The following is a 22,381-nucleotide window of genomic DNA, read 5'->3' as shown; positions in this document are numbered from 1 at the left end:
AAGAAAATATACCCCAAAAATTGGTTCTAGAAAAATCTTAAAACCATGGTTTTATTACGGTTTTTCAGGCTCCTACAGTGTGCCCTCAAATGCACACTTTTAAGGCTAGAATAAGATGGTATAGAAGAACTTAAATGTAATATTATCAATAGATTAAGTGCTTTTTATTTGCTGTTTTACTTGAGGGAGAGTTTTTGGCACGGTGATTGGTATTATATAATAGCTTACCCGATACATGTATTAACTGATTTAAAATTTGAATTGACTGGCAGAGATAATTTTCTACAATCGTTCATAAGAATACAATAACCTTAAGTGATTTATCATAAAAACGAAATAAAATCATCCTCAAATAGGGCTTTTGGCTTGCTGCAGTATTGTGGCACTTTGTCAAAGGTTTTTTTTGTTTTTGCACTTTTCATTTCGTTTCAATCCTTTGCCACCCAAATTGAATTAGTCACCAACGGAAATTTCAGTTCTAATAACGACGGTTTTACTTCCGATTATAGTTACAGCGGGAAGAATAATGGGGAAATTGATGTAGATGAACAACCGAGCAAAGTAGACAATAGCTTCTATAGCTTCTACGACCATACTTTCGGAAACAGTGATGGCGATATGTTGGTGGCCAATGGGCATACCAGTACCAATAAGGACGTATGGAAAGTAAATTTGTCTGTACAAAGTGGAAAAACTTATACCCTAACTTTTTGGTTGAGAAGTGCCGCTAGTGGGAACCTTTCGCAGGTGGGCTGGAAAGTGGGTGGTGTGCAGCAGGGAGCTGTCGTAACCGCCAATAGTACTTGGCAGCGAGTGTCGGTAGTATATACCGCCACCACCACTGGTAGCGTAACCTTCGCCATAATGGAGTTTACGCAGGCTTCAGCTGGTAATGTCTTTGCCTTAGACGATGTTTCTATAAAAACAGAAATTGCTGCTACTTGTTCTGGTATTTTCTACGATACGGGAGGAAGCAGTGGCAGTTATAGCAATAACGAAGACTATACCAAAACCTACTGTTCCGGTTTTGGCCAAAAGATTCAATTTGATTTTACCGAGTTTGAAGTAGAAAACAAATCTGATTACCTAACTATTTACGATGGTAGTACTACTTCAGCCAAATTAATAAAAGAATACACAAACAAGAATAGTCCTGGTACGGTAAGCTCCAGTGGGAACTGCCTTACTTTTAGGTTTACTTCAGATAATTCAGGGACAGATCCAGGCTGGAAAGCCAATATTAGTTGTATAACGGATACTAAATGTTCTAGTATTAGCAGTGTTGTCATCAAAGATTTGAATGGTAGTTCAGATATCAATATTACATCTGGAGCTACATTGTTTCTAGGTCAGCTGCCTGCCAACTGGAATTTAGATGCTACTTCTACAGGGACGGTAGGAAGTATTAAATTTGAAGTTAGTGGTGGCACAAGTCAAATAACGATTGATAATAGCAGTCCATATAGAATGCCTGCCACTTCTACAGCTCTCAATTGGGGGGCTGGCACCTATCGCATTAAAGTGATACAGTTTAGTGAGTCTGATGGAAAAGGAAATATTTGTGATGAAAAGGAATTTACCCTCATTATAGATGCCTGTGCCATTACTAATTTAACGGCTACCTCTAATTCGCCTGTTTGTACGGGTAGTAATTTAAATTTGACAGCTACTGGTGGTGGAACGGGTGCTGTTTACGCTTGGACGGGTCCTAATAGTTTCACTTCCAGTCAGCAAAACCCTACTATAAGTAATGTGGGTACTCCTGTGGCAGGAAATTATGTAGTCTCGGTAACCAATGGAGGATGCTCCGCTACTGCAAGCACCGTAGTGACCGTATTGACGGCACCTAGTGTAACAGTGAGTAAAACTAACGCAAGCTGCGGGCTTAATGATGGTGCCATAACCTTTGTATTCCCAGATAATACTTCTAGAACATATCTTCAGTTCAGTACCAATAACGGCTCAACTTACTCTGCTAACGTTCTAGACAATTCAGGAACATATACGATCACTGGGTTAGGACCAGCCACATACAATGTTTGGGCAAGGTGGGATAATAGTGAATGTCCCGTAAGTTTAGGCTCTGTTACGATTACTCGTCAGTCGGGTACCTTGACTAAAAGCTCCAATGCAACCATTTGTTCTGGAAAAAGTACGGTATTAACGGCTGCTCTAAATAATGCAGTGGGAACGGTGACCTATTCATGGAGTAACGGCCTAGGTACAGGAAGTAGTAAAACCGTTTCGCCTACAGCCAATATAACGTATTCTGTTACGGGCACAGATTCGCAAGGTTGTACGGCTTCTGCTACCATCTCCGTTGCGGTAAACAGTTTACCTACACCCACTGTTGGATCTAATTCTCCTGCATGTGCGGGAGGTACCATTTACTTAACTTCTTCTGGTGGCTCTTCTTATGCATGGACAGGCCCCAATAGTTTTACGTCCTCTACTCAAAATCCAAATATCAGCTTTGCCACCTATGCCAGAGCGGGTGCTTACAGCGTTACGGTAACCAATGCCAATGCTTGCAGTGCCACGGCAGCAGTTAACGTAGTTATCAATTCTGGCTTGACGGTAACGGCTGCTACCAGTTTTAATAAGATTTGTGCAGGTCAGACTTTAGATTTATCCTCTTCTGGAGCTAATAATTACACCTGGCAAGGGCCTAACGGCTTTACCTCTAATAGTCAAAACCCATCCGTTGCTAATGCCACCATTTCGCATGGTGGTACCTATACGGTTACTGGAAGTAACCTTCAGGGCTGTACCGCTACGGCCACCACGTCTGTAAATGTGGTGGTTAATAATCCAACCGCCGGAAATGATTCTCCAAAGTGTATGGGAAGTACCATAAATTTTACCTCAAGTGGGGGAGATGATTATTCATGGGCAGGCCCCAATGGTTTTACTGCGTCTATTGCTAACCCAAGTATTGCTGCTGCAGGACTAAATAGGGAAGGCATTTACACCGTGACCGTTACCATAGCTGGGGGATGTGCTAAAACGGCTACCACAGAATTAAGTCTATACAGTTCGCCTAATATTTCAATTACAGACCCCATACCAGCTTGCCAATACGATAATGTACAGTTGCAAGCCTCTGGAGGAACTTCTTATGCATGGACAGGACCAAATAGCTTTAGCTCATCATCTCAGAATCCATATGTAAATAACATAACCAACGCAAAAACAGGCATCTATTCGGTTACCGTTACCAATGCATCAGGTTGCTCTGCTACAGCCACCACAGAAATTACTTTATCATTTCCAAGTTTGGTGGTTTCTAGCGATACCGCCCTTTGTGTAGGAGGCACCATGAGCTTATCTGCTTCAGGTGGAGTAGGTTATAACTGGTCAGGGCCAAATTCCTTCTATTCTTCAGCCGCTAATTTTAGCCTTCCAAATGTAACCAGTTTGGAATCTGGAGTTTATACCGTAACGGTGAGTAATTCCTTAGGCTGTACAGCCACCACAGGCGTTAATGTTAACGTTTTAAGTACATCTGCCGCCATTACCACCATACCCTCTATTTGTACTGCCGACAGCTTGAAGTTAGAAGTGCCTGGTTGGACAAACTATCAATGGACTGGACCAAATTCCTTTAGCTCAACACAGGCTAAACCGTCAATCCCAAATGCTACTATCGCTCATTCAGGTGTTTATAGCGTTACGGTAAATGTAGCAGGGTGTACTACCACGGCTACATCTTCGGTTACAGTCAGACCTTTACCTGCTCCTATTATCACGAGCAATCAACCTGTATGTTTAGGTGGTACGTTAAATCTTTCTAGTACAGCAGCTTCCAGTTACACTTGGAAAGGCCCAAAAGGGTTTACCAGTGGAGCACAAAGTCCGAATATCAATGTAACAGATAGTCTGGTTCAAGGGCTTTATTCTGTGAAGGTGGTGAGCAGTTATGGTTGCGTGGACTCTACCACCCATTTGGTTGATGTAGATGTAATTTACCCAAAGGCTAGCAACAGTGGTACGGCATGTATTGGTAGTAATGTATTACTTAGTGCACAGGGTGGTTCTTCTTATTCTTGGACAGGTCCAAATGGCTATACCTCTAATTTGCAAAATGCCACAATAAGTAATGTTACCGCCGCACGTACAGGAATTTATACGGTAGTGGTTTCTAGTGCTAATGGTTGTACAGCATCAGCCACTACTGCGGTTCTGGTTTCTGTTCCTTCGGTTAGTGCCAGCAGTAATTCACCCGTTTGTGTGGGTGCTACCGTGTCTTTTACAGGCAGTAGTTCCGCTCAGTACAGCTGGGTAGGTCCTAAAGGAAGTCTTTCTAATCTGCAAAATCCAAGTATCGCTAATGCTCAATTGAATGATAGCGGCACCTATACTTATACCGTTACGGATTCTGTCTCATGTGCTGCTTCTACTTCATTAAATGTTCAGGTAAATGCATTACCCACAGTTACCATGTCTAGTAATGGACCTAAATGTCAGGGACAAACATTAAACTTGACCGGTGGTGGAGGTACTTCTTATTCTTGGGCTGGACCTAACGGGTTTTTGTCTTCTGCTCAAAATCCTATTATCAGTAATCTTGCGGCGGCGGCTAACGGAATTTATACTTTACAGGTTGTAAATGCCAATGCCTGCTCTAGCATTTCTACTTTAAACGTTCAAGTTAATCCATCTCCTGTTCCTACAGCTTCTGCTACAATTAAGGATATTTGCGTGGGCGAAACTTTGAATTTATTAGGAGGCGGTGGAGGAACTTACGCATGGGTAGGGCCAGCTAGTTTTACATCTACTAGTCAAAACCCTAGTAGAAGCACTGCCACAACTGGTATGACGGGTACATATACTGTTACCGTTACTTCAAGTCCTCAAGGCTGTTCTGCTACAGCCACGGTAAGAATATCCGTGAACACCATTCCACCTGCACCATTGGCAAATGATATAACAAGGTGCGGACCAGGAACCCTAACGCTTACTGCTTCTGGATGTTCCGGGATTTATTCTTGGTATAGTACCACCTCCAGTACCACGGTTTTAGGAACTGGGGCGACCTATACCACACCTTCTCTATCGACTGATAGATCCTATTATGTTGATTGTACAGAATTTACCTGCCCTAGCAGTGCTAGGAAAGAGGTTAAAATTCAAATATTGCCTGTTCCTACGGCCACCGCTTCTGTTTCGCAGCAGCACTGCAAAGGTTCTACGGCTAAGTTTACTGGTGGAGGAACCAATGTTAGTTCTTATTCATGGCAAGGTCCTTCGGGCTGGACAAGTGCTAGTCAGTCACCTAATTTTTTAGTGACCGCAAACTCGGATGCAGGAACATATACCATTACCACCACAAGATCTAACGGATGTACCGCCACGGCGACCACAAATTTGACTGTGGCTACTAATTGTGATAATATCTGTAATTCACAATATGTTATTATCCCTACTAATCCTTCGAGTTGTGGTTCAACCACTGGGCAGGTTTATATTTCTGCTACGACCTCTTATCAAACAAGTTTGGATGGTGTTACATGGTATAGAGGTTCATATACATTTACGGGACTAGGGGTTGGTAATTACTTCTTCTATGTGAAAGATTACGCCACACAAAACATCTGTAAGAATGTTAGTAATACGCTTGTTTCTACCACCAGTTCATTTTTTACGGGAACTCAAGTTACAGCAGCCAGTGATTGCTACGCAGCCAATGGCTCCATTAAGCTTCAGGGTGTAAATGCATCTGATGATGTTACGTGGTTAGCTACTTTAAAAGGTACGTCTGTGCCGGTCTCTTCCCTTGTACCGTCCAATACCATAAGTGATTTAACACCTGGGAAGTATTATGTCAAGGTCTCTAGGGCAAACGAATTTTGCTATGGTGAAAAATACGTAGATGTTCCTAATAATGGTACCTCTTGTATAAATACCAATATTTGCGATGATACCTCATTTCCTAATTTATTCCCTAATGGAGATTTTGGATCTGGAACAGATAAAAATGGACCTGTTTATACAGATACCCAGTATGGTTATTCCAACTATACCTGTTATGCTCCTTGGGATGGTTTTTATGCCATTACCAATAATACAGATTGCGATGGAAATGGCCATAAGGCTTTCCAATATACTCAAGCCACTGGATGGTGGGATATTCTATTAGAAGATCATACAGTAGGAGATACAAATGGTTATATGATGGTGATCAACGCCGGTTATACACCCAATATCGTTGTGGAAAAAAGGATAAATGATTTATGTCCAAATACGCAATACAATTTTACCGCTTGGATGAGGAATATTTCTCCAGACTCTGATATTCAGCCCAATGCCGCCTTTATTATTGATGGGGTAATTCAGGCTACATCCGGAGCGGTAAGCGGAAACCAATGGCAAAAAGTTGGGTTTTCTTTCAAAACAGGAAATGCCACTACCTCAGCACTTTTTGCTCTTAGGAATATTGCTCCTGGAGGTTTTGGTAATAACTGGATTCTGGATGATATCAAGGTAAGTAAATGTCCTTTATTGATAAACCTAAGTGGAACCACCATAGCATGCCTTGGAGGGGATAATGAAACCATAAATGCCAGTGTTCAAGATCCATATCAAGAACATAAATTCTACAAATGGGAAAAAAGTGATGACAACGGGGCTACATGGGATCAGGTGACAGCCGTAGCTCAGGGTACTTATACTTCTGGTTCAATGAATGTTAGTGTCAACCTACCAACGCCAATTGTTTCTGCTATAAGTGGAAGAATATATAGAATAAGATTAGCCACTACTGCGGCCACTATTGATGACCCAAAGTGCTCTATCTATAGTTCACTTACTCAGTTAATTGTACCGCCAATTCAGATAAACGTTACCGAAGATCAAGTCAAATGTATCGGTAGCGGAAGTATCAATTTATTGGCTTCACCTTATGGTGGAAATGCTCCGTATACTTATCAATGGAATAATGGACTACCTGCTACTGCCTCTGTATCTGTGAATCCAAGTGTTACCACAGATTATATAGTTACGGCAAGAGATTCTTCTAATTGCCCTGTAACAGATACCATAAAAGTGGTGGTTGAAGACCAACCCACTTTAACGGTGAGTATTGATGAAGATTCTGTGTGTGTAGGTGGTATAACAGATATCACGGCTCATGTGACAGGAGGTTCTGGAAACTTTGACTTTACTTGGTATTCTGCTTCAGATACAACGGGTACCTGGACTACATTAACGGGCGAAAAGGATTCCATATTGATTCCTAATACCTCCATAGCTCGCCAAATTTATTATCGTGTTTATGTTGAAGATTTAACCTACGACTGTAACGACGCCTTGTCAAATGCCGTTTTATTTAATGTGGTAGATGACCCCACATTTAGTATAGCCACAGATGATATCACGCTATGTCTTGGTGGGGTAGTGGAACTTATCCCTACTATAAATGGAGGAGCTGGACTAGTCACATATCAATGGCAGTCTTCGTCTTCTGGGAATGCTCCATGGACAGATATAACTGGAGGGGATGAAAGAAATACAATTGTGCCTTCTGGTAGTGTCGGTAAATATTATTACCGATTATTCTTAGACTATAACGGGAATGGCTGTAATGCACCGCCATCGGATTCTGTGAAAGTAGAAATCCTTCCAAATTTTGATGTAGATGTAAGCCTATTAAGCAATGAGGTTTGCTTAGATGGCGATGTGGTACTAACCGCGGATACGACATCAGGAACTGGGACGGTAACTTATCAATGGCTGAGAAGTACAAATGGTAGCACTTTTACAGCGGTCACAGATTCTACAGGCAAGACTTTTAGACCTGTAACTTCTGCAGAAGGGACCCTATATTATCAAGTAAGAGCTACTTCTAGTGGGGCAGGTTGTGGAACAACCACTTCTGATGATGCCTATGTAAGGGTTTTGCCAACTTTTGAAGTTGATATCGCTGTAAATAATCCTGTGGTATGTATTGGTGGGGCGGTGGAATTAGTGGCAGATACCACCAATGGTACAGGTTCCATAACCTATCAATGGTTAGCGTCTACAGACGATGTTAATTTTACAGCCATTTCTGGTGCGGTAAACGTAAATTATGTACCAAATACATCGACCACAGGAATCAAATATTATCAGGTTCAGGCTACGGCTAGCGGTGCCGGCTGTGGCACGGTAACTTCTGCTTCAGTGAGTGTTGAAGTGTTACCTGTGTTTTCTGTACAGGTGAGTTCAAATGCTGGTATCGTTTGTTTAGGAGGTACGGTAACCTTAACCGCAGACACAAGCAATGGCTTAGGAACAATTACTTACAAATGGTTTGAATCTTTAGATAATAGTACTTTCAGGTTAATTACTGGAGCTACAGATGCTACTTTAAATGTGACTACTTCCACAGTAGGTATAAAATACTATCAGGTGGAAGCCACAGCCAGTGGGCCTGGTTGTGGAGCGGTTCGTTCTAATGTAGTCGGTGTGGAGGTTATTCCAGCCTTCGAGGTTGACGTCAATCCTTCAGATAATATCGTTTGTTTAGACGGGCAGGTGTTACTGTCGGCAGACACTACTTCAGGTTCGGGTACCGTGACTTTCCAATGGTTAAGTAGTACAGATGGTACTAGTTTTTCACCCATAGCAGATTCTACAAGTCTAACATTAAGGCCATCTACCGCTACAGAAGGTTTAATTTATTATCAAATTCAAGCGACAGCTAGTGGAGCAGGTTGTGGTACGGTCACATCAGAAAATGCCGCGGTTACCGTTTTACCAATTTTTGATGTTGATGTCATCGTAGACAATGCGGTGGTTTGTATTGGCGGAGCTGTACAATTAGAAGCCGATACCATTAACGGAACTGGTAATGTCACTTATCAATGGTTGATGTCTACGAACAATAGCTCGTTTACGCCAATAAGTGGAGCCACAGATTCTATTTATACTCCTAATACAAGCTCCGAAGGCATCATTTATTATCAAGTTCAAGCTACCGCCAGCGGCTCTGGTTGCGGAACCGTTACGTCTGCGTCTGTTCCAGTTCAGGTTTTACCGGTCTTTTCTGTAGAAGTTACTTCCGCAAATAATACGGTTTGCCTAGGAGGTACAGTACAATTAGTGGCTGATACCACAAATGGAACAGGAACAGTCACCTATCAATGGTTTGAGTCATCAGATAATATTTCTTTCAGCCCATTAAGTGGAGAAACAAATGCTAACCTGACCGCAAATACATCGGCTGTGGGAATTAAATATTATAGAATAGAAGCTACTGCCAGCGGCTCTGGTTGCGGAACGGTAACTTCTAATTCTGCTCTGGTAGAGGTTTTACCTGTTTTTGAAGTGGAGGTTTCTTTAATGTCCAATACGGTTTGTATCGGTGGAGCAGTTGAGCTATTTGCAGATACCACTTCAGGAACGGGCACCATCACTTATCAATGGTTTGAATCTACCAATAATAGTACGTTTACTCCTATTACGAACGAAACAGATTCTACTTATACGCCTAATACCAGTGCTGTAGGTTCTTTATATTATAGGGTACAGGCCACTGCTAGTGGGGCTGGTTGTGGAACAGCTACGTCAGATAATGCTACGGTTACGGTCTTACCTATTTTTGATGTTGAGGTTTCGGTGGATAATGACGTGGTATGTATTGGTGGAGTCGTAAAGCTAGAAGCAGATACCATTAACGGAACTGGAACGGTAACTTATCAATGGCTAAGTGCTACCGATAATAGTACGTTTACACCAATTAGCGGAGCTACAGACTCCATCTACATTCCAAATACAAGTACAGAAGGTATAATTTATTATCAAGTACAAGCCACAGCGAGTGGTTCTGGATGTGGAACAGTGACTTCTGCTTCTACACAGGTTCGAGTTTTACCTATATTTTCAGTAGACATCGTTTTGGCAAATAATACAGTTTGCTTGGGAGGAGCGGTTACCTTGAAAGCGGATACCACCAATGGTACCGGTACGGTGACCTACAGATGGTTTGAATCTACTAATAATAGCACATTTACAGAAATTAGCGGAGAAACAGATTCGACTTTAAGCGTGAATACTTCTGCCGTCGGAAGTAAATATTATCAGGTAGAAGCTACCGCGAGTGGTTCTGGCTGTGGTACCGTGAGGTCTACTTCAGCCGTTGTAGAGGTCTTACCAATATTCACGGTAGAAGTTGCGGTAGACGATGACGTGGTCTGCCTTGATGGCTTGGTGGAGATTGTGGCAGATACCACTTCAGGAACTGGAACAGTGACTTATCAATGGTTCAGTTCTACAGATGGCAGTTCATTTACGGCAATAGCAGACTCTACCGCTAAGAAGCTTTATCCTAGTACTTCAACTGTGGGTACCCTATATTATAGAATAGAAGCGACTGCCAGTGGAGCGGGATGTGGAACAGCCTCTTCAGATATAGCCAGTGTTGCGGTGTTGCCTCAACTCTCTATTGACGTAAATCCTAGTGCATTTGAAATTTGTATCGGTGAATCCGTCGTTTTAGAAGGAAATCCAGAAAACGGCGTAGGTAACATATCTTATCAGTGGCAACAATTTAACGGTGTAACGTGGCAAAATATATCGGCGGAAATTGACTCTGTTTATAGTCCTGCTACCAATGTTTCTGGTAGGTTCCAATATAGAATAAATGCTTTTGCCGATGGCGTAGGCTGTACAGATGCTTCTTCTGCACCCGCGGTTTTAACCATTAATGAATATCCAGACGTAACAGTATCTTCCACGAATCCGCTATGTGTGCCAAATAATGGTCAAATTCAGTTTAGTTTCAGTAATGAACCTTATCAAGATTCATTACTGTTGAGCTTGGATGGAGGAATCACTTATCCTTACGTCACTTTCGACTCCTTGGGTTCTTGGTCTATTGATACCTTAAGTGCAGGTACTTATTCAATATTTGCCAAATGGGGAGATAATAGCTGCCCAGTAGATTTAGGTACTGTAGTCTTGGAAGATAGAGCCAGCCCAGCGGCAATAGTAAGCTATGTAGACCCTACTTGTACTGTAGATAATGGTCAAATCACATTTACTTTCTCAGATGAAAGCACAAGGACACAATTAGAATTTAGCCTAGACGGTGGTTCAACCTACCAGCCTGCAGTAAATGATAATTCGGGTGCTGTTACTTACAGCAATCTGGCTCCAGCAAATTACGATTTATGGGTGAGATGGGAGAATAATGAATGCCCTGTAGACCTAGCGGATGTAGAATTGGAAGATCATCCAGGACCTGCTTTAACCGTTTCTGCCGATACCACCATTTGTGTTGGTGCTACGGCTTTTTTATGGGCTAGCAGCACAGGGGGAGATGCACCCATTACCTTTACTTGGGATAATGGATTGCCAAACGGATCATCTAATTCTGTTTCTCCACTAAGTACAACTACTTATATGGTAACAGCCACAGATTCTAATGGTTGTACTACAGATGAGACTATACTGGTTACCGTTAACCCTCTTCCGGTAATTACCCTTTCAGGTGGAGAATATTGTGAAGGTGATACCATCCATTTAACAGCTTCTGGAGGTGTTTCTTACGATTGGACTGGCCCAAATAGCTTTACATCCGCTAGCCAAAATCCAAATATAGCTAAAGGAGCACCTATTCATAATGGTTACTATTCGGTGCTTGTAACGGATGGGAATGCGTGCCAAAACACGGATTCTGTAGATGTTTTAGTTAATCCAGCCCCAGAAGCCCCAACAGTTACAGATGCATTTCAATGCGGTCCAGGGGTGCTAACTCTCACTGCTTCAGGATGTTCTGGTGTTACTACATGGTTTGATAATCAGTTTTCTAATAATGTTGTAGGACTTGGCACAACATTTGAGACTAAATCATTGGTGGCCACCTCGCATTATTTTGCGAATTGTACATCAGCAAGTAACTGTGTGAGTTTTGATAGAAGCATGGCACTTGCAGAAATTAGGGAGGCTTCCAATGCGGAGGTACTTCCTGTGAACAGTACTTGTGTAGGGGAGGTAGCATTAAATAATGGAATATTGATAGCGTCAGGATTTAGAGAAGGAGAAATGTACTCATTTAGCGAAGGCACCACATTCAATGCGGCTTCTGCTATTCCTGCTACACCAACATTAATACCTACCAATGGCAGAATGTACGAAACGATTAATAACCCATCTGGAGTGACGACTTATTACACCGTAAGGATTATAAGTACCGATGGATGTCCTATTGACCAAACGGTGGAGTTTGAAAGACAGTGCGAAGATTGTTTGCCGTTTTGCGAACCAGCCACCATAAATAGAGTAAAATAATTTGGAAAAAATTTACATCAGCAATGATTTAAGCACACTCACACACTTTTTAAAAGGTTTACAGAAACCCCCCATGTATAAAATAAATTTTAAACTTTTTTAATTCGAATGAAATGGAATTATTGATTAAAAACAAAAAAAAGCTCGCCATGAAAGGGCTTGGACGGTTTGGATTCATTCTTTTATCAGCTTGCTTGTTTTTACTTGCGAATACCGCTTTTGCCCAATCTGAGTGTGCTGAAAAAATTGAATATACCGTACAATCCATCGACGAATCTACAGAAGGTACTGGTAATGCAAAGCTAGTATTGTCTGGAGTTCCCGACAACAGTTATTTCGTTAACTACACCGCTGGCTCCACTTATTCTGGAGCAGCACCTACAGGTACTTATGGTGCCTTAGCTGCTGCCTTGGAAACCAATACCCTTGGTAGGTATATTGCCACTGGCCTTGCTAACCCAGCGGGAGTTGGAGGAGACCAGTATACGGTGAGGGTTCAAATGCCGGATAACAGCTGTTATTCCGATTCTACCATAGTTTTACCAAGAGTAAACTGGTCTAAAAAGCCAGAATACACAGATTTGGAAGTGACGGTAATTAAAAGTGGTGATGCCGCCACAATAGGTCAGACAGTGACTGTAACCGTAACGGTAACAAATAATGATACCAATGCGGGTGTAAATACTGTGGATGCCACAGGCGTTGAAATTGCGGTTTATACACCAGCTGTCGGATTAACTTTTGTAGCTGGTTCAGCTTCTATGGCCAATGGAACATTTAATGAGACTACCATGGAATGGAGCGTAGGAACTGTAGCTGCTGGAGCAACTTTAACCTTACAGTTAAGCTATGTGGTTTCTGAAAGAGGGGTTTTCCAATTCTCTTCGGAAGTTAAAAGCACTACGGGTACAGAAGATGAGTTGGACTCGGTGCCTTTAGATGATGACGGTGGTACCGTTTTTGAAGATGAAGATGATGAAAGCTCCGTTTGTATAGCTACACCTTGGGACTGGTGTACTGGAGATTCTTTCGATTTCAAGCTAAATAGGAATTCTTATACTGGAATCACTTGGCAAAAAAACAATGGGGATATAACAGCCTCTGTGCCTGGTGAGTATACTTTAAATGGAGATGGCTCACTAACCATCCTATCTATCGGAACTTATAATTTCGTATTTGATAATCCTAAAGGACCAAGTTGTGATGCCACAGGATGTTGCCCTATTAATATCGTACAGGGTAAAAGGCCTGAATTAATGCCAATTCCTCCTGCAGCTATATGTTTAAATGAAACATTGCCTACTGTAATTGCTCAAGATACAGCAACAGCCTATGATTCTGATAGAGGAAATGTGGTATACCAATGGTTAAACGCCAACGGAACAAGCAACCCAACAACGGATAGCCTTACAGGTCAAACTTCTTTAACCTTGGATTTATCGGTATTACCTCAAACTGCAGGTACCTACCATTACCAGATTAAAGCATATGATGATTTACATAAAACATGTATTGATTCTACTACTTTTGAGTTTGTTATTACAGACATCGAGAAGCCTATTGCTTCTTCTAATACACCTATTTGTGAAGAAGAGCAGATAGAATTAACGGTAACCAATATGACCGCATACCCTGGTGGTAACTACGATTTTAATTGGTGGTTTAGAACGGATTCAACTCGATTTACCGCCGTTGGTGATAGTGTTGGTTTATTAGACGCAGATCCAATTCAAAACTCGGGAGATTATATCGTTCAAGTTTCTCAAACTTTTACAAGTCCATTCACTTCAGGTTCTGTAGATACATATTGTGCAAAAACAGATACGGTGGCTATGGTGGTCAATCCACTTCCTATAGAGCCTACCATGAAGGATAGCACGTATTGTCAATATGAGCAAATTGCGGAATTGATAGAGCACGTAGTAGATTCTACAGGGGGGTATTTAAGATGGTATCAAACGAAAGGAGGAACCGCATTCTTAACAGATAACTTATGGCCAAAACCAGATTCTTCTGTAGCTACTCAATGGGGTCCATATTACGTCACACAAACGGATGCTAATGGATGTCAGTCTTATCCAGATTCTTTCGTAGTGAATATCAATGCACTTCCAGAGCCACCACTTGTCCAAGATTTGGCATATTGTGAAGGAGCCACGGGTTTAGCACCTTTAGATGCTACGCCGCTGAGTGGAGGGTATACCTTAAAATGGTACAGTGATACGCTTGCTACAGGTGCTGGAAATACGGTTGCCGACCCTGCTATACCTACGCCAGACGCATCTGCTGTGGATACTTTAAGGTTCTATGTGACCCAAACATTAGGTACCACCAGCTGTGAATCCTATAATGCCGAGCTCGTCGTATATATTAAAGATACGCCTGATCGACCGTCCTTTACGGATCCTATTTACTGTCTAGACGAGACCACCGTTACGCTGGATAATCATTTGACCCAATCAGCGGCAAGTACCACATCGCCATCTGCCACTTATGTACACTGGACTTATCCGGGCTTTACAGATGACGGTTCAACTTCTCCAACGCCATCTTCTACAGATGCTGGTTCTAGTTATGGTCTAGTATGGGAAGCTTGGGATTATTTAGCTCCAGATGCTACTACTACATTAACGTGTACAGGACCTCAGGAAGACCTTCGTGTCATTATTAATCCTAAGCCAGAAGTTGATTTGATAGCTGTAAACGCTCTTTGTATTGGAGATGCACCTCAAAATGATGCAAGACTTTACATTACGGAGTATCGTGATTCTGATAAATTACTATGGCATGTAGGAACTATTTTCGACGAGGCTACTGCCACAGCGAATGCAGGAGAGCAAGTTGGTAGCGATATTAGAGCTAATGGTGGTGCTTTTGCATCTAGCTTAACGAATCCAAAAGCTGGTGACGGACCGGTTACTTATGCTGTTCAGATAGAAAATGAGTTTGGATGTATCCAAACAGGTAACATCGTTATGACAGAAAAGGATTGTGTGTGCCCAGGTGGCTATTGTGAGCCTGCAACCGTCACAAGAACAAAATGATAGATTTAATTTTATGATTTATAAAGCTAGTCCAGAATGTAATTCTGGGCTAGCTTAATTTAAAGACCTTTGTTTTTTTCTTAAAAGGCAGCCTACTACTTACAAAAAAACTGTAATAAGTTCTCTCATCAGAACAGCTATTTAAATGAATCAAGGAAACCCAAATGGTTTGAGTTCCGTAAAGAAGAAGATAAAACTCGTTTTTACCTTCGCTCTTTTGATTCTAAATTTTACGACTGTATTTGCTGCTACACATTTTGCTGGTTTAGATTCACTGGTAAAAAATTGCACGGTTCCAACCTATACCGTTGGAGGTAAAAATGTAACTAATTCCAAAACCAATGATGGTAAGATTATTATAAGCGGTATTGAAAACGCTACGCACTACGAAATCCTACAAAACAACACCATTCCTTTCGATTTCTCCCAATCATCTGCCTTGGCTCCAGGTCAAGCGAAAGTAGAGATTAAAGGATTAAAAAATCCAAATCAAGATATCGCCTACAAGATTAGACTTTATAATGGCAGCTCTATTTGTTACACCGATCAATCCATTCATTTATCTCACATAAACTTTGCAGAAAAGCTAGATTATACGCAGATAGAGGTGATTCAAGGAGTAGATAACCCCTCCCCTGCAATCGGTGATATCATTACATTTACCACCATAGTTCAGAATAATGGTGGGCAGGCAAGTATTAATCTAGAGCTAAAACAGTTTTTTTCTTCTTCCTTAGAAATTGTCTATTTCTTTGCTGATTTCGGTGCATTTTCACCCGTAGGAAACGTTTGGAATATAGGCACTTTAAAGCCAGGGCAACAGCCCAAACTGGTGATAAGAGCTCGTGTAAAACAGCAAGGACTATCTTATTTGACCTCCTATATTTCAAAGGCCAATGACTACGTCATACTTTACGGCCAGCAGCTTCCCACTCAAGATGCCTCGAATGCTATTTCGGCTACCAGCTGTGTATCGGTACCAATAGAAATTAAAAAGGACGAAGTTTACCGGGTTACACTAGCCAATTACGCTGGGCTTACTTGGTATTATAAAGATGCGGCGGGTAATTTTGCCGCTATAAATGAACTTACCAATCCATCAATTGCAGAAATAAATCCTGATAGTTCCTTAAGTATCAAACAAGGTGGAGAATTTACATACACCAAACAGGTTGATAAATGTACATTTAGTTCTTGTTGCCCTATTCTTGTGCAAAGCTGTAAGGGTCCAGCCATCGTAGTAGATTCGGTGTACTGTAATAGTAATGTAGATAGTTACAGTATGGTGGTGCATTTGGTCAATGACAACTGGAGTGTGGTAGAGAAAGTCTATTACGCCTTATCTAATTTAAGTTTCCCAGTATTAACCAATTTCCTAAAGAGATTAAATCTATTGCCATTGTCTTCCAGCTCCGGATATGTGACCTCGCTAGGTGGAGGTTATTATAGGGTAGATAATATTCCGGCTTTTATGCCTAATGTAACGCTGGTTTCTACGGATTTAAGTGGCGAATGCCGCTCTTTTAAAATTGTAAATGCCCCAAACTGTAAAGAGGAGCTCATGCAGCAGCCAGCCCTTGTGAATAATGTAGAATACTTTAGTCCAGCTAGGGTTATGCCGGCTCTAAAAGTAGAAAATGGAGAAAGGTCTGTCAAAACAGTTTGGTATTCAGACGAACTCGGCAATAACCAGGTCGGTAAAGGTAATTCTTTCAGGCCTGATGCAGTTGGGAAGTATTATGTCGCTTTTGTAAGCAAAAAGAATAAAACTCGAAGTACTTTGGTGGAAGCCGAGATTAAAAGCTTGGTAGACGAAATTCCGGGTCAATTTGTGAACGTGGCCATCTGCGATTGTGAAAGTTCATCCATGATACCAACGGGAACAAAAGAAGCCATTACGGTGGCCAAAATTTATCCAAACCCAGTGGATGCCGAACTAAACGTAGAGTACATTATTCCTCAGAGTGCAAAAACGGCAGATATGTTTGTTTTTAACATTGGAGGAAAAAAACTAGGATCCTATGTTGTGGACCTTAATCAGGATACAAAGAAGGTGGATGTAAGTTCTTGGCCTGATGGTTTGTATATTATGACGATAGCGGTAGACGGTCAGAAAAAGCTGACACAACGTTTCGTTATTCGTCACTAGAAAAGTCCCTTTTAAAAGTATTTCTCTACTTTATGGAATGATTTTATCCTATTCCTTTGTTTTTTCTTTTTACAAACTCGTGTTTGCAAAAACAGAAAGATTAACTTGCTTTGCAGACTGCAAAATCAAAGATTACGTTTAATGTCGAAAAACATCGAAAACCTCACACCAAGACAAATTGTTGAAGAGCTAGATAAATATATAATTGGTCAAACTGACGCAAAAAAGAATGTAGCTATTGCCCTTAGAAATAGATGGAGAAGAATGAATGCCTCAGCAGAAATTAGAGCTGAAATAGTTCCAAATAATATTCTGATGATTGGCTCTACGGGAGTGGGGAAAACAGAAATAGCGAGAAGATTAGCCAAAATAGCAGACGCCCCTTTTACCAAAGTAGAAGCCTCAAAGTTTACAGAGGTAGGTTATGTAGGAAGGGATGTAGAAAGCATGGTAAGAGACCTGGTGGAACAGTCGGTTAACATGGTGAAAATCGCTAAAAAAGAAGAAGTCAAAATTAAGGCAGCGGAGACGGTAGAAGAGTTGATTTTAGATATTTTGATTCCGCCCATGTCAAAGAAAAGTCTTGTTGGTATTCCGGATGGTGTGCCACAATCCAAAGATGAGGAGTTGAATGAAAAAACCAGAGAATCTTTCCGCGGCAAACTTAAAAGAGGAGAGCTAGACGAAAGGAAAATAGAAATAAACGTACAAAACAGCGGTGGTTCTTCCATAGGCGTAATGGGTGGCCCTATTGACGACGTTTCCATGATGAATATCCAGGAGATGATCGGTGGCATGATGCCTAAAAAGAATAAGAAGCGTAAACTGCCTATTGCAGATGCTCGCAAAATCTTGCTTGAAGAAGAATCAGCCAAACTCATTGATATGGATGAGGTTAAAGAAGAGGCCATCTGGAAGGCGGAGAACCTTGGGATGATATTTATTGACGAGATAGATAAGATAGCCTCTGGAGGTGGTAAAAGTGGCCCAGATGTGAGTAGAGAAGGAGTACAGAGAGACATGCTACCGATAGTGGAGGGCTCTACGGTTAATACAAAACATGGTTCTATAAATACAGACCATATCCTATTTATTGCAGCCGGAGCTTTTCATGTTTCTAAACCATCTGATCTTATTCCAGAGTTTCAAGGGCGTTTTCCTATAAGAGTAGAGCTAGAAGCCTTAACAGAAGAAAACTTTTATCAGATTCTTAAAAAGCCTAAAAATGCTCTTACTAAGCAGTATGTAGCTATGCTCAAGTCAGAGGGTGTTGATTTAGAGTTCAGTGATGATGCATTGAAAGAATTGGCTAAAATAGCTTTTGAAGCCAATGGCGAAGTAGAGAATATTGGTGCCAGAAGACTTCAAACCGTCATGAGCCATTTGCTGAACGAGATACTATTTGATGTTCCAGACGTAATAGGAGCGGGTACTAAAATCTTGATTGATAAAGAAAAAGTAACGGAAAGACTTTCTGGTTTAATTAAGAATAAAGACCTCAGTCAATACATTTTATAAATAATTATTCTGAAGATGCTTTATGCATTATAGAGCATCTTCTTCTTGTAGCCATTAAAGTGAACGGTTTATCGTTAGTTCGATTGTAAAGGCCTAGTAGCTCCTAAGGAGCGAAATCCCAACCAAAGCCGCCAAGATTAATTAATTCGGTGTGATATTGTACCTTTGCAGATTGCCTTAAATGGCACCTAAATGTTTAACTAGGGTCACTATATCTTTCTCTATCTTCATATTTAATTTTTCGGATGTAACCTTGTGCATAGCTGCTTTGCTAAAATTTTCTAGGGATTTTAGAAAAGACTTTCTTTTTGTAACTAGGACTAATTTATTACCAATCACCACGTAGTACTTCTCTCTTTTTTCATATACACCTTCATAAAGATTCGCTTTAGCAGAGCCATATCCGTTGTCTACGTCAGATTTACTCACAGAATATTTACAATCATATTGTTTAAGAAGCATGGGTTGGGTATGAACCAAGGTTTCATAATAGTAGTCTCCCGCCCCTTGAAATTCATCTTTATAGTTTGAGAAACTGTGTCCATTAATGATAAATTCTGTCGGTTTCAATTCTACTGCGTTTGAATTGGCATTTTTTGAGTAATATACACTACTACGCACCAGATCATATGCCATAACCCCTTCTACCGGTTCGCTGCCTGGTAATACAACCTTACCCATATACCAGCCATTGTTTAAATAGGGTGTTCCCATATAGTATCTCTCAAAAGATTGTGAACTATTTAGTTTTACATTTCTAGTATGGTATTCTGAAACTAAGATGGTATCTCCCTCTGCATTGACGTCTATTCTGGAGCCGGTGGAAGCAGAGTTTACTTTATCCATAAAATAGGCGGCATTGCTATTTTGGCTAAACGCCCAAAATGGACCTAGTAAAAATAGTATGGCTATGTAGATTTTGTTCATGTTAAAAAGTTTTCAATATGGTATTTATGTTCTAGCGAAAATAATAAAAATATCCAATATATCGTAAGCAAACATAGCATTACTAAGCAACTACTAGGCTTAATATGAAAGTTTTAATGCTCTATGACGCTAGATATTTTATAAGCTAGTTAACCTACCTTGAAGCCCCCCAGAATGATATATGACTATTTTAGAACCTTTCTTGAAATGTCCCTTTGCTATCATGTCAAAAACACCGAAGCATAACTTGGCGGTGTATACTTGTTCAAGTTGGATATGGAATTTAGATTCAAAGTCCTTGATGAATTCTAGTAGAACGGGGGTGTGCTTTCCGTAGCCACCAAAATGATACGACTCGAAAAAGCTTAAATTTTCTGGATGCTTACCTAACAGGTTTTCAATGTCGGTTTTTAGGAAACCACCATTTTTAAGAACAGGAAAACCGTAGATATGGCCTTTATAAGTTTCGTTGGTGAGAACGCCAGCGGCTGTGCCTCCGGTGCCAGCGGCCAAACAAAAATGTGTAGGTTCTATTTCTGTTAAAACTTCGTCCAATATTTCTGAGCAGCCCGGTAATGCCAAAGCATTACTGCCCCCTTCGGGTAAGAAAAAGTGATTTAGGGATATGAATTTCTCCATTAACTCATCTTTATCCTTATAAGCCGTTCTGGTGACAAAATGCAGTTTCATGCCTGATTTAGTGGCGAAAGATAAAGTTGGGCTAGAATTTTCATTCAATTCGTCACCTCTTATGACAGCTTCCGACTTAAAATTGAAAAGTTTGGCAGCGGCAGCTAATGCATAAATGTGATTGGAATATGCTCCGCCAAAACTTATTAAGGTATCTTTTTTTTGTTTTCTAGCGGCTAAGAGGTTGTATTTCAGTTTTCTATATTTGTTGCCAGAGAGCTCAGGATGGCATAATTCATCCCTTTTTACCCAAACTTCAAGACCCTTTTCCGTAAAAAGAGAGCTTTCAATTTTTTGTAATGGCGTAGGACTAAGAATGTGTTTTTCAAAAACCAATTTTAAAGCGGTAACTTGCGACCTAAAATTAAAGCTTTTTGGAAGACATACATATAGAAGACGATCAGGAAGACGATGAGTTGTTCGAACATCTCAATCTAACCGCAGACCCAGGGCAGATGCCAATGAGGGTTGATAAATTTATTGGGCACCATACCAATAGCTCTAGAACTAAGATACAGCACGCTATTGATAGCGAGTCTATAAAAGTTAATGGTAACATTGTAAAAGCCAGTTATAAAATTAAACCCGGCGACAATGTTATTATTTCCTTGGCAAAACCACCTAAAGAACCTTCAGAGGTATTGCCAGAAAACATTCCTCTAAATATTACTTATGAGGATGACAGCCTTTTAATTGTCAATAAAGATGCGGATATGGTGGTTCACCCTGGTTATAACAATTGGGATGGTACACTGGTAAACGCTTTGGTTTATCATTTTGATAACTTACCAACTTCCAAAAACGGTGTCATTAGACCAGGTTTGGTTCATAGGATTGATAAAGGAACAACAGGCCTATTGGTGATTGCTAAGACAGAATATGCCATGCAATATTTGGCGAAGCAGTTTGCCGACCATAGTACAGAACGAACCTACTACTGTATGGTGTGGGGAGAACCAGAAGAAGATAAAGGAACGATAAATGCTAATCTGGGTAGAGGTTTTAAAGACAGAAGAATTTCTGAAGTCTTTCCAGAGGGTGATCACGGAAGGGTGGCTATCACGCATTATGAGGTGATAAGAAGAATGAGATATGTGAGTTTGATTAAATGTAACCTAGAAACGGGGCGTACGCATCAAATTAGAGCTCATATGAAATTTATAGGTCATCCGCTTTTTGGTGACGTGACTTACGGTGGCGATAAGCCCTTGAGAGGGAATATGTTTACCAAGTATAAGCAGTTTGTAGACAATTGCATGAAAATAATGCCACGTCAGGCACTACATGCCAAATCTCTTGGATTTAAACATCCTGAGTCTGGTGAATGGATGCAGTTTGATTCAGAATTACCGGACGATTTGGTGGAGCTTATTGCAAAATGGGACCATTACGTACAGCATAACTAAAGAGGAAATATTTCTTCTTGGCTATATTTATAAAAACAATTATGAGTCTGATTTCTCTGGAAGTCCAACTGATAATTGTTTTTCATTATTTTAGGATCATTTAGCCATATGAAATTTAGGAATGGAACCATACAACCAACCCCAGTTTGACAAGAAACTATTATTAGAAATAGTAAAGATGAGAATGCCTTTTGGTAAATATAAGGGTGTTTTGATTGCAGATTTACCAGTGTCTTATTTAGAGTGGTTTATGAGAAAAGATGGCTTTCCAGAAGGAAAACTGGGAATGCTTATGGCAACTACTTTAGAGATAAAAAGCAATGGTCTGGAAGAAATAATTTGGAAATTAAAAAAGTTGGCCACCAAATGAGGTCATT

At 40.7% G+C, this 22,381-nt stretch carries 8 protein-coding genes; 6 read left to right on the top strand and 2 right to left on the bottom strand.

Annotated features, from left to right (window positions below):
• Window positions 1-315: 315 nt before the first annotated feature.
• The 4 genes from ACSBFT_RS09680 (at window position 316) to hslU (ending at window position 18,981) form a co-directional block, all read left to right on the top strand.
• The gene (locus ACSBFT_RS09680; RefSeq protein WP_489604443.1) at window positions 316-12,270 is read left to right on the top strand and encodes a DUF8696 domain-containing protein; all 11,955 of its coding nucleotides are present in this window, start codon (window positions 316-318) and stop codon (window positions 12,268-12,270) included.
• 149 nt (window positions 12,271-12,419) lie between these two features.
• Window positions 12,420-15,314 (top strand): hypothetical protein, encoded by a 2,895-nt coding sequence (locus tag ACSBFT_RS09675; protein ID WP_489604442.1) that lies wholly within the window; start codon window positions 12,420-12,422, stop codon window positions 15,312-15,314.
• A gap of 145 nt (window positions 15,315-15,459) precedes the next feature.
• The gene (locus tag ACSBFT_RS09670; RefSeq protein ID WP_489604441.1) at window positions 15,460-17,463 is read left to right on the top strand and encodes a T9SS type A sorting domain-containing protein; all 2,004 of its coding nucleotides are present in this window, start codon (window positions 15,460-15,462) and stop codon (window positions 17,461-17,463) included.
• Window positions 17,464-17,604: 141 nt separating this feature from the next.
• Window positions 17,605-18,981, top strand: a complete 1,377-nt coding sequence (gene hslU / locus ACSBFT_RS09665) for an ATP-dependent protease ATPase subunit HslU (RefSeq protein ID WP_489604440.1) — start codon at window positions 17,605-17,607, stop codon at window positions 18,979-18,981.
• Between the two features lie 177 nt (window positions 18,982-19,158).
• On the opposite strand, the gene ACSBFT_RS09660 is transcribed toward hslU, so the two are convergent.
• Together ACSBFT_RS09660 and ACSBFT_RS09655 are read right to left on the bottom strand one after the other, a co-directional pair.
• Complete coding sequence (locus ACSBFT_RS09660; protein ID WP_489604439.1) at window positions 19,159-19,908, bottom strand: hypothetical protein; 750 nt, start codon at window positions 19,906-19,908, stop codon at window positions 19,159-19,161.
• Between the two features lie 138 nt (window positions 19,909-20,046).
• The gene (locus ACSBFT_RS09655) at window positions 20,047-20,934 is read right to left on the bottom strand and encodes a 1-aminocyclopropane-1-carboxylate deaminase/D-cysteine desulfhydrase (RefSeq protein WP_489604438.1); all 888 of its coding nucleotides are present in this window, start codon (window positions 20,932-20,934) and stop codon (window positions 20,047-20,049) included.
• Between the two features lie 38 nt (window positions 20,935-20,972).
• On the opposite strand from ACSBFT_RS09655, the gene ACSBFT_RS09650 reads away from it, so the two are divergent.
• Window positions 20,973-22,004, top strand: coding sequence for an RluA family pseudouridine synthase (locus tag ACSBFT_RS09650; protein ID WP_489604437.1), 1,032 nt, complete (start codon window positions 20,973-20,975; stop codon window positions 22,002-22,004).
• A gap of 121 nt (window positions 22,005-22,125) precedes the next feature.
• On the top strand, window positions 22,126-22,374 hold the full coding sequence (locus ACSBFT_RS09645; protein ID WP_463046719.1) for a DUF3820 family protein: 249 nt from the start codon (window positions 22,126-22,128) through the stop codon (window positions 22,372-22,374).
• Window positions 22,375-22,381: the final 7 nt, after the last annotated feature.

The organism is Arcticibacterium sp. SM2516 (genome assembly GCF_057914865.1).
The sequence above is the reverse complement of the archived record's forward strand: the minus strand, read 5'-3'. Positions and strand labels throughout refer to the sequence as shown.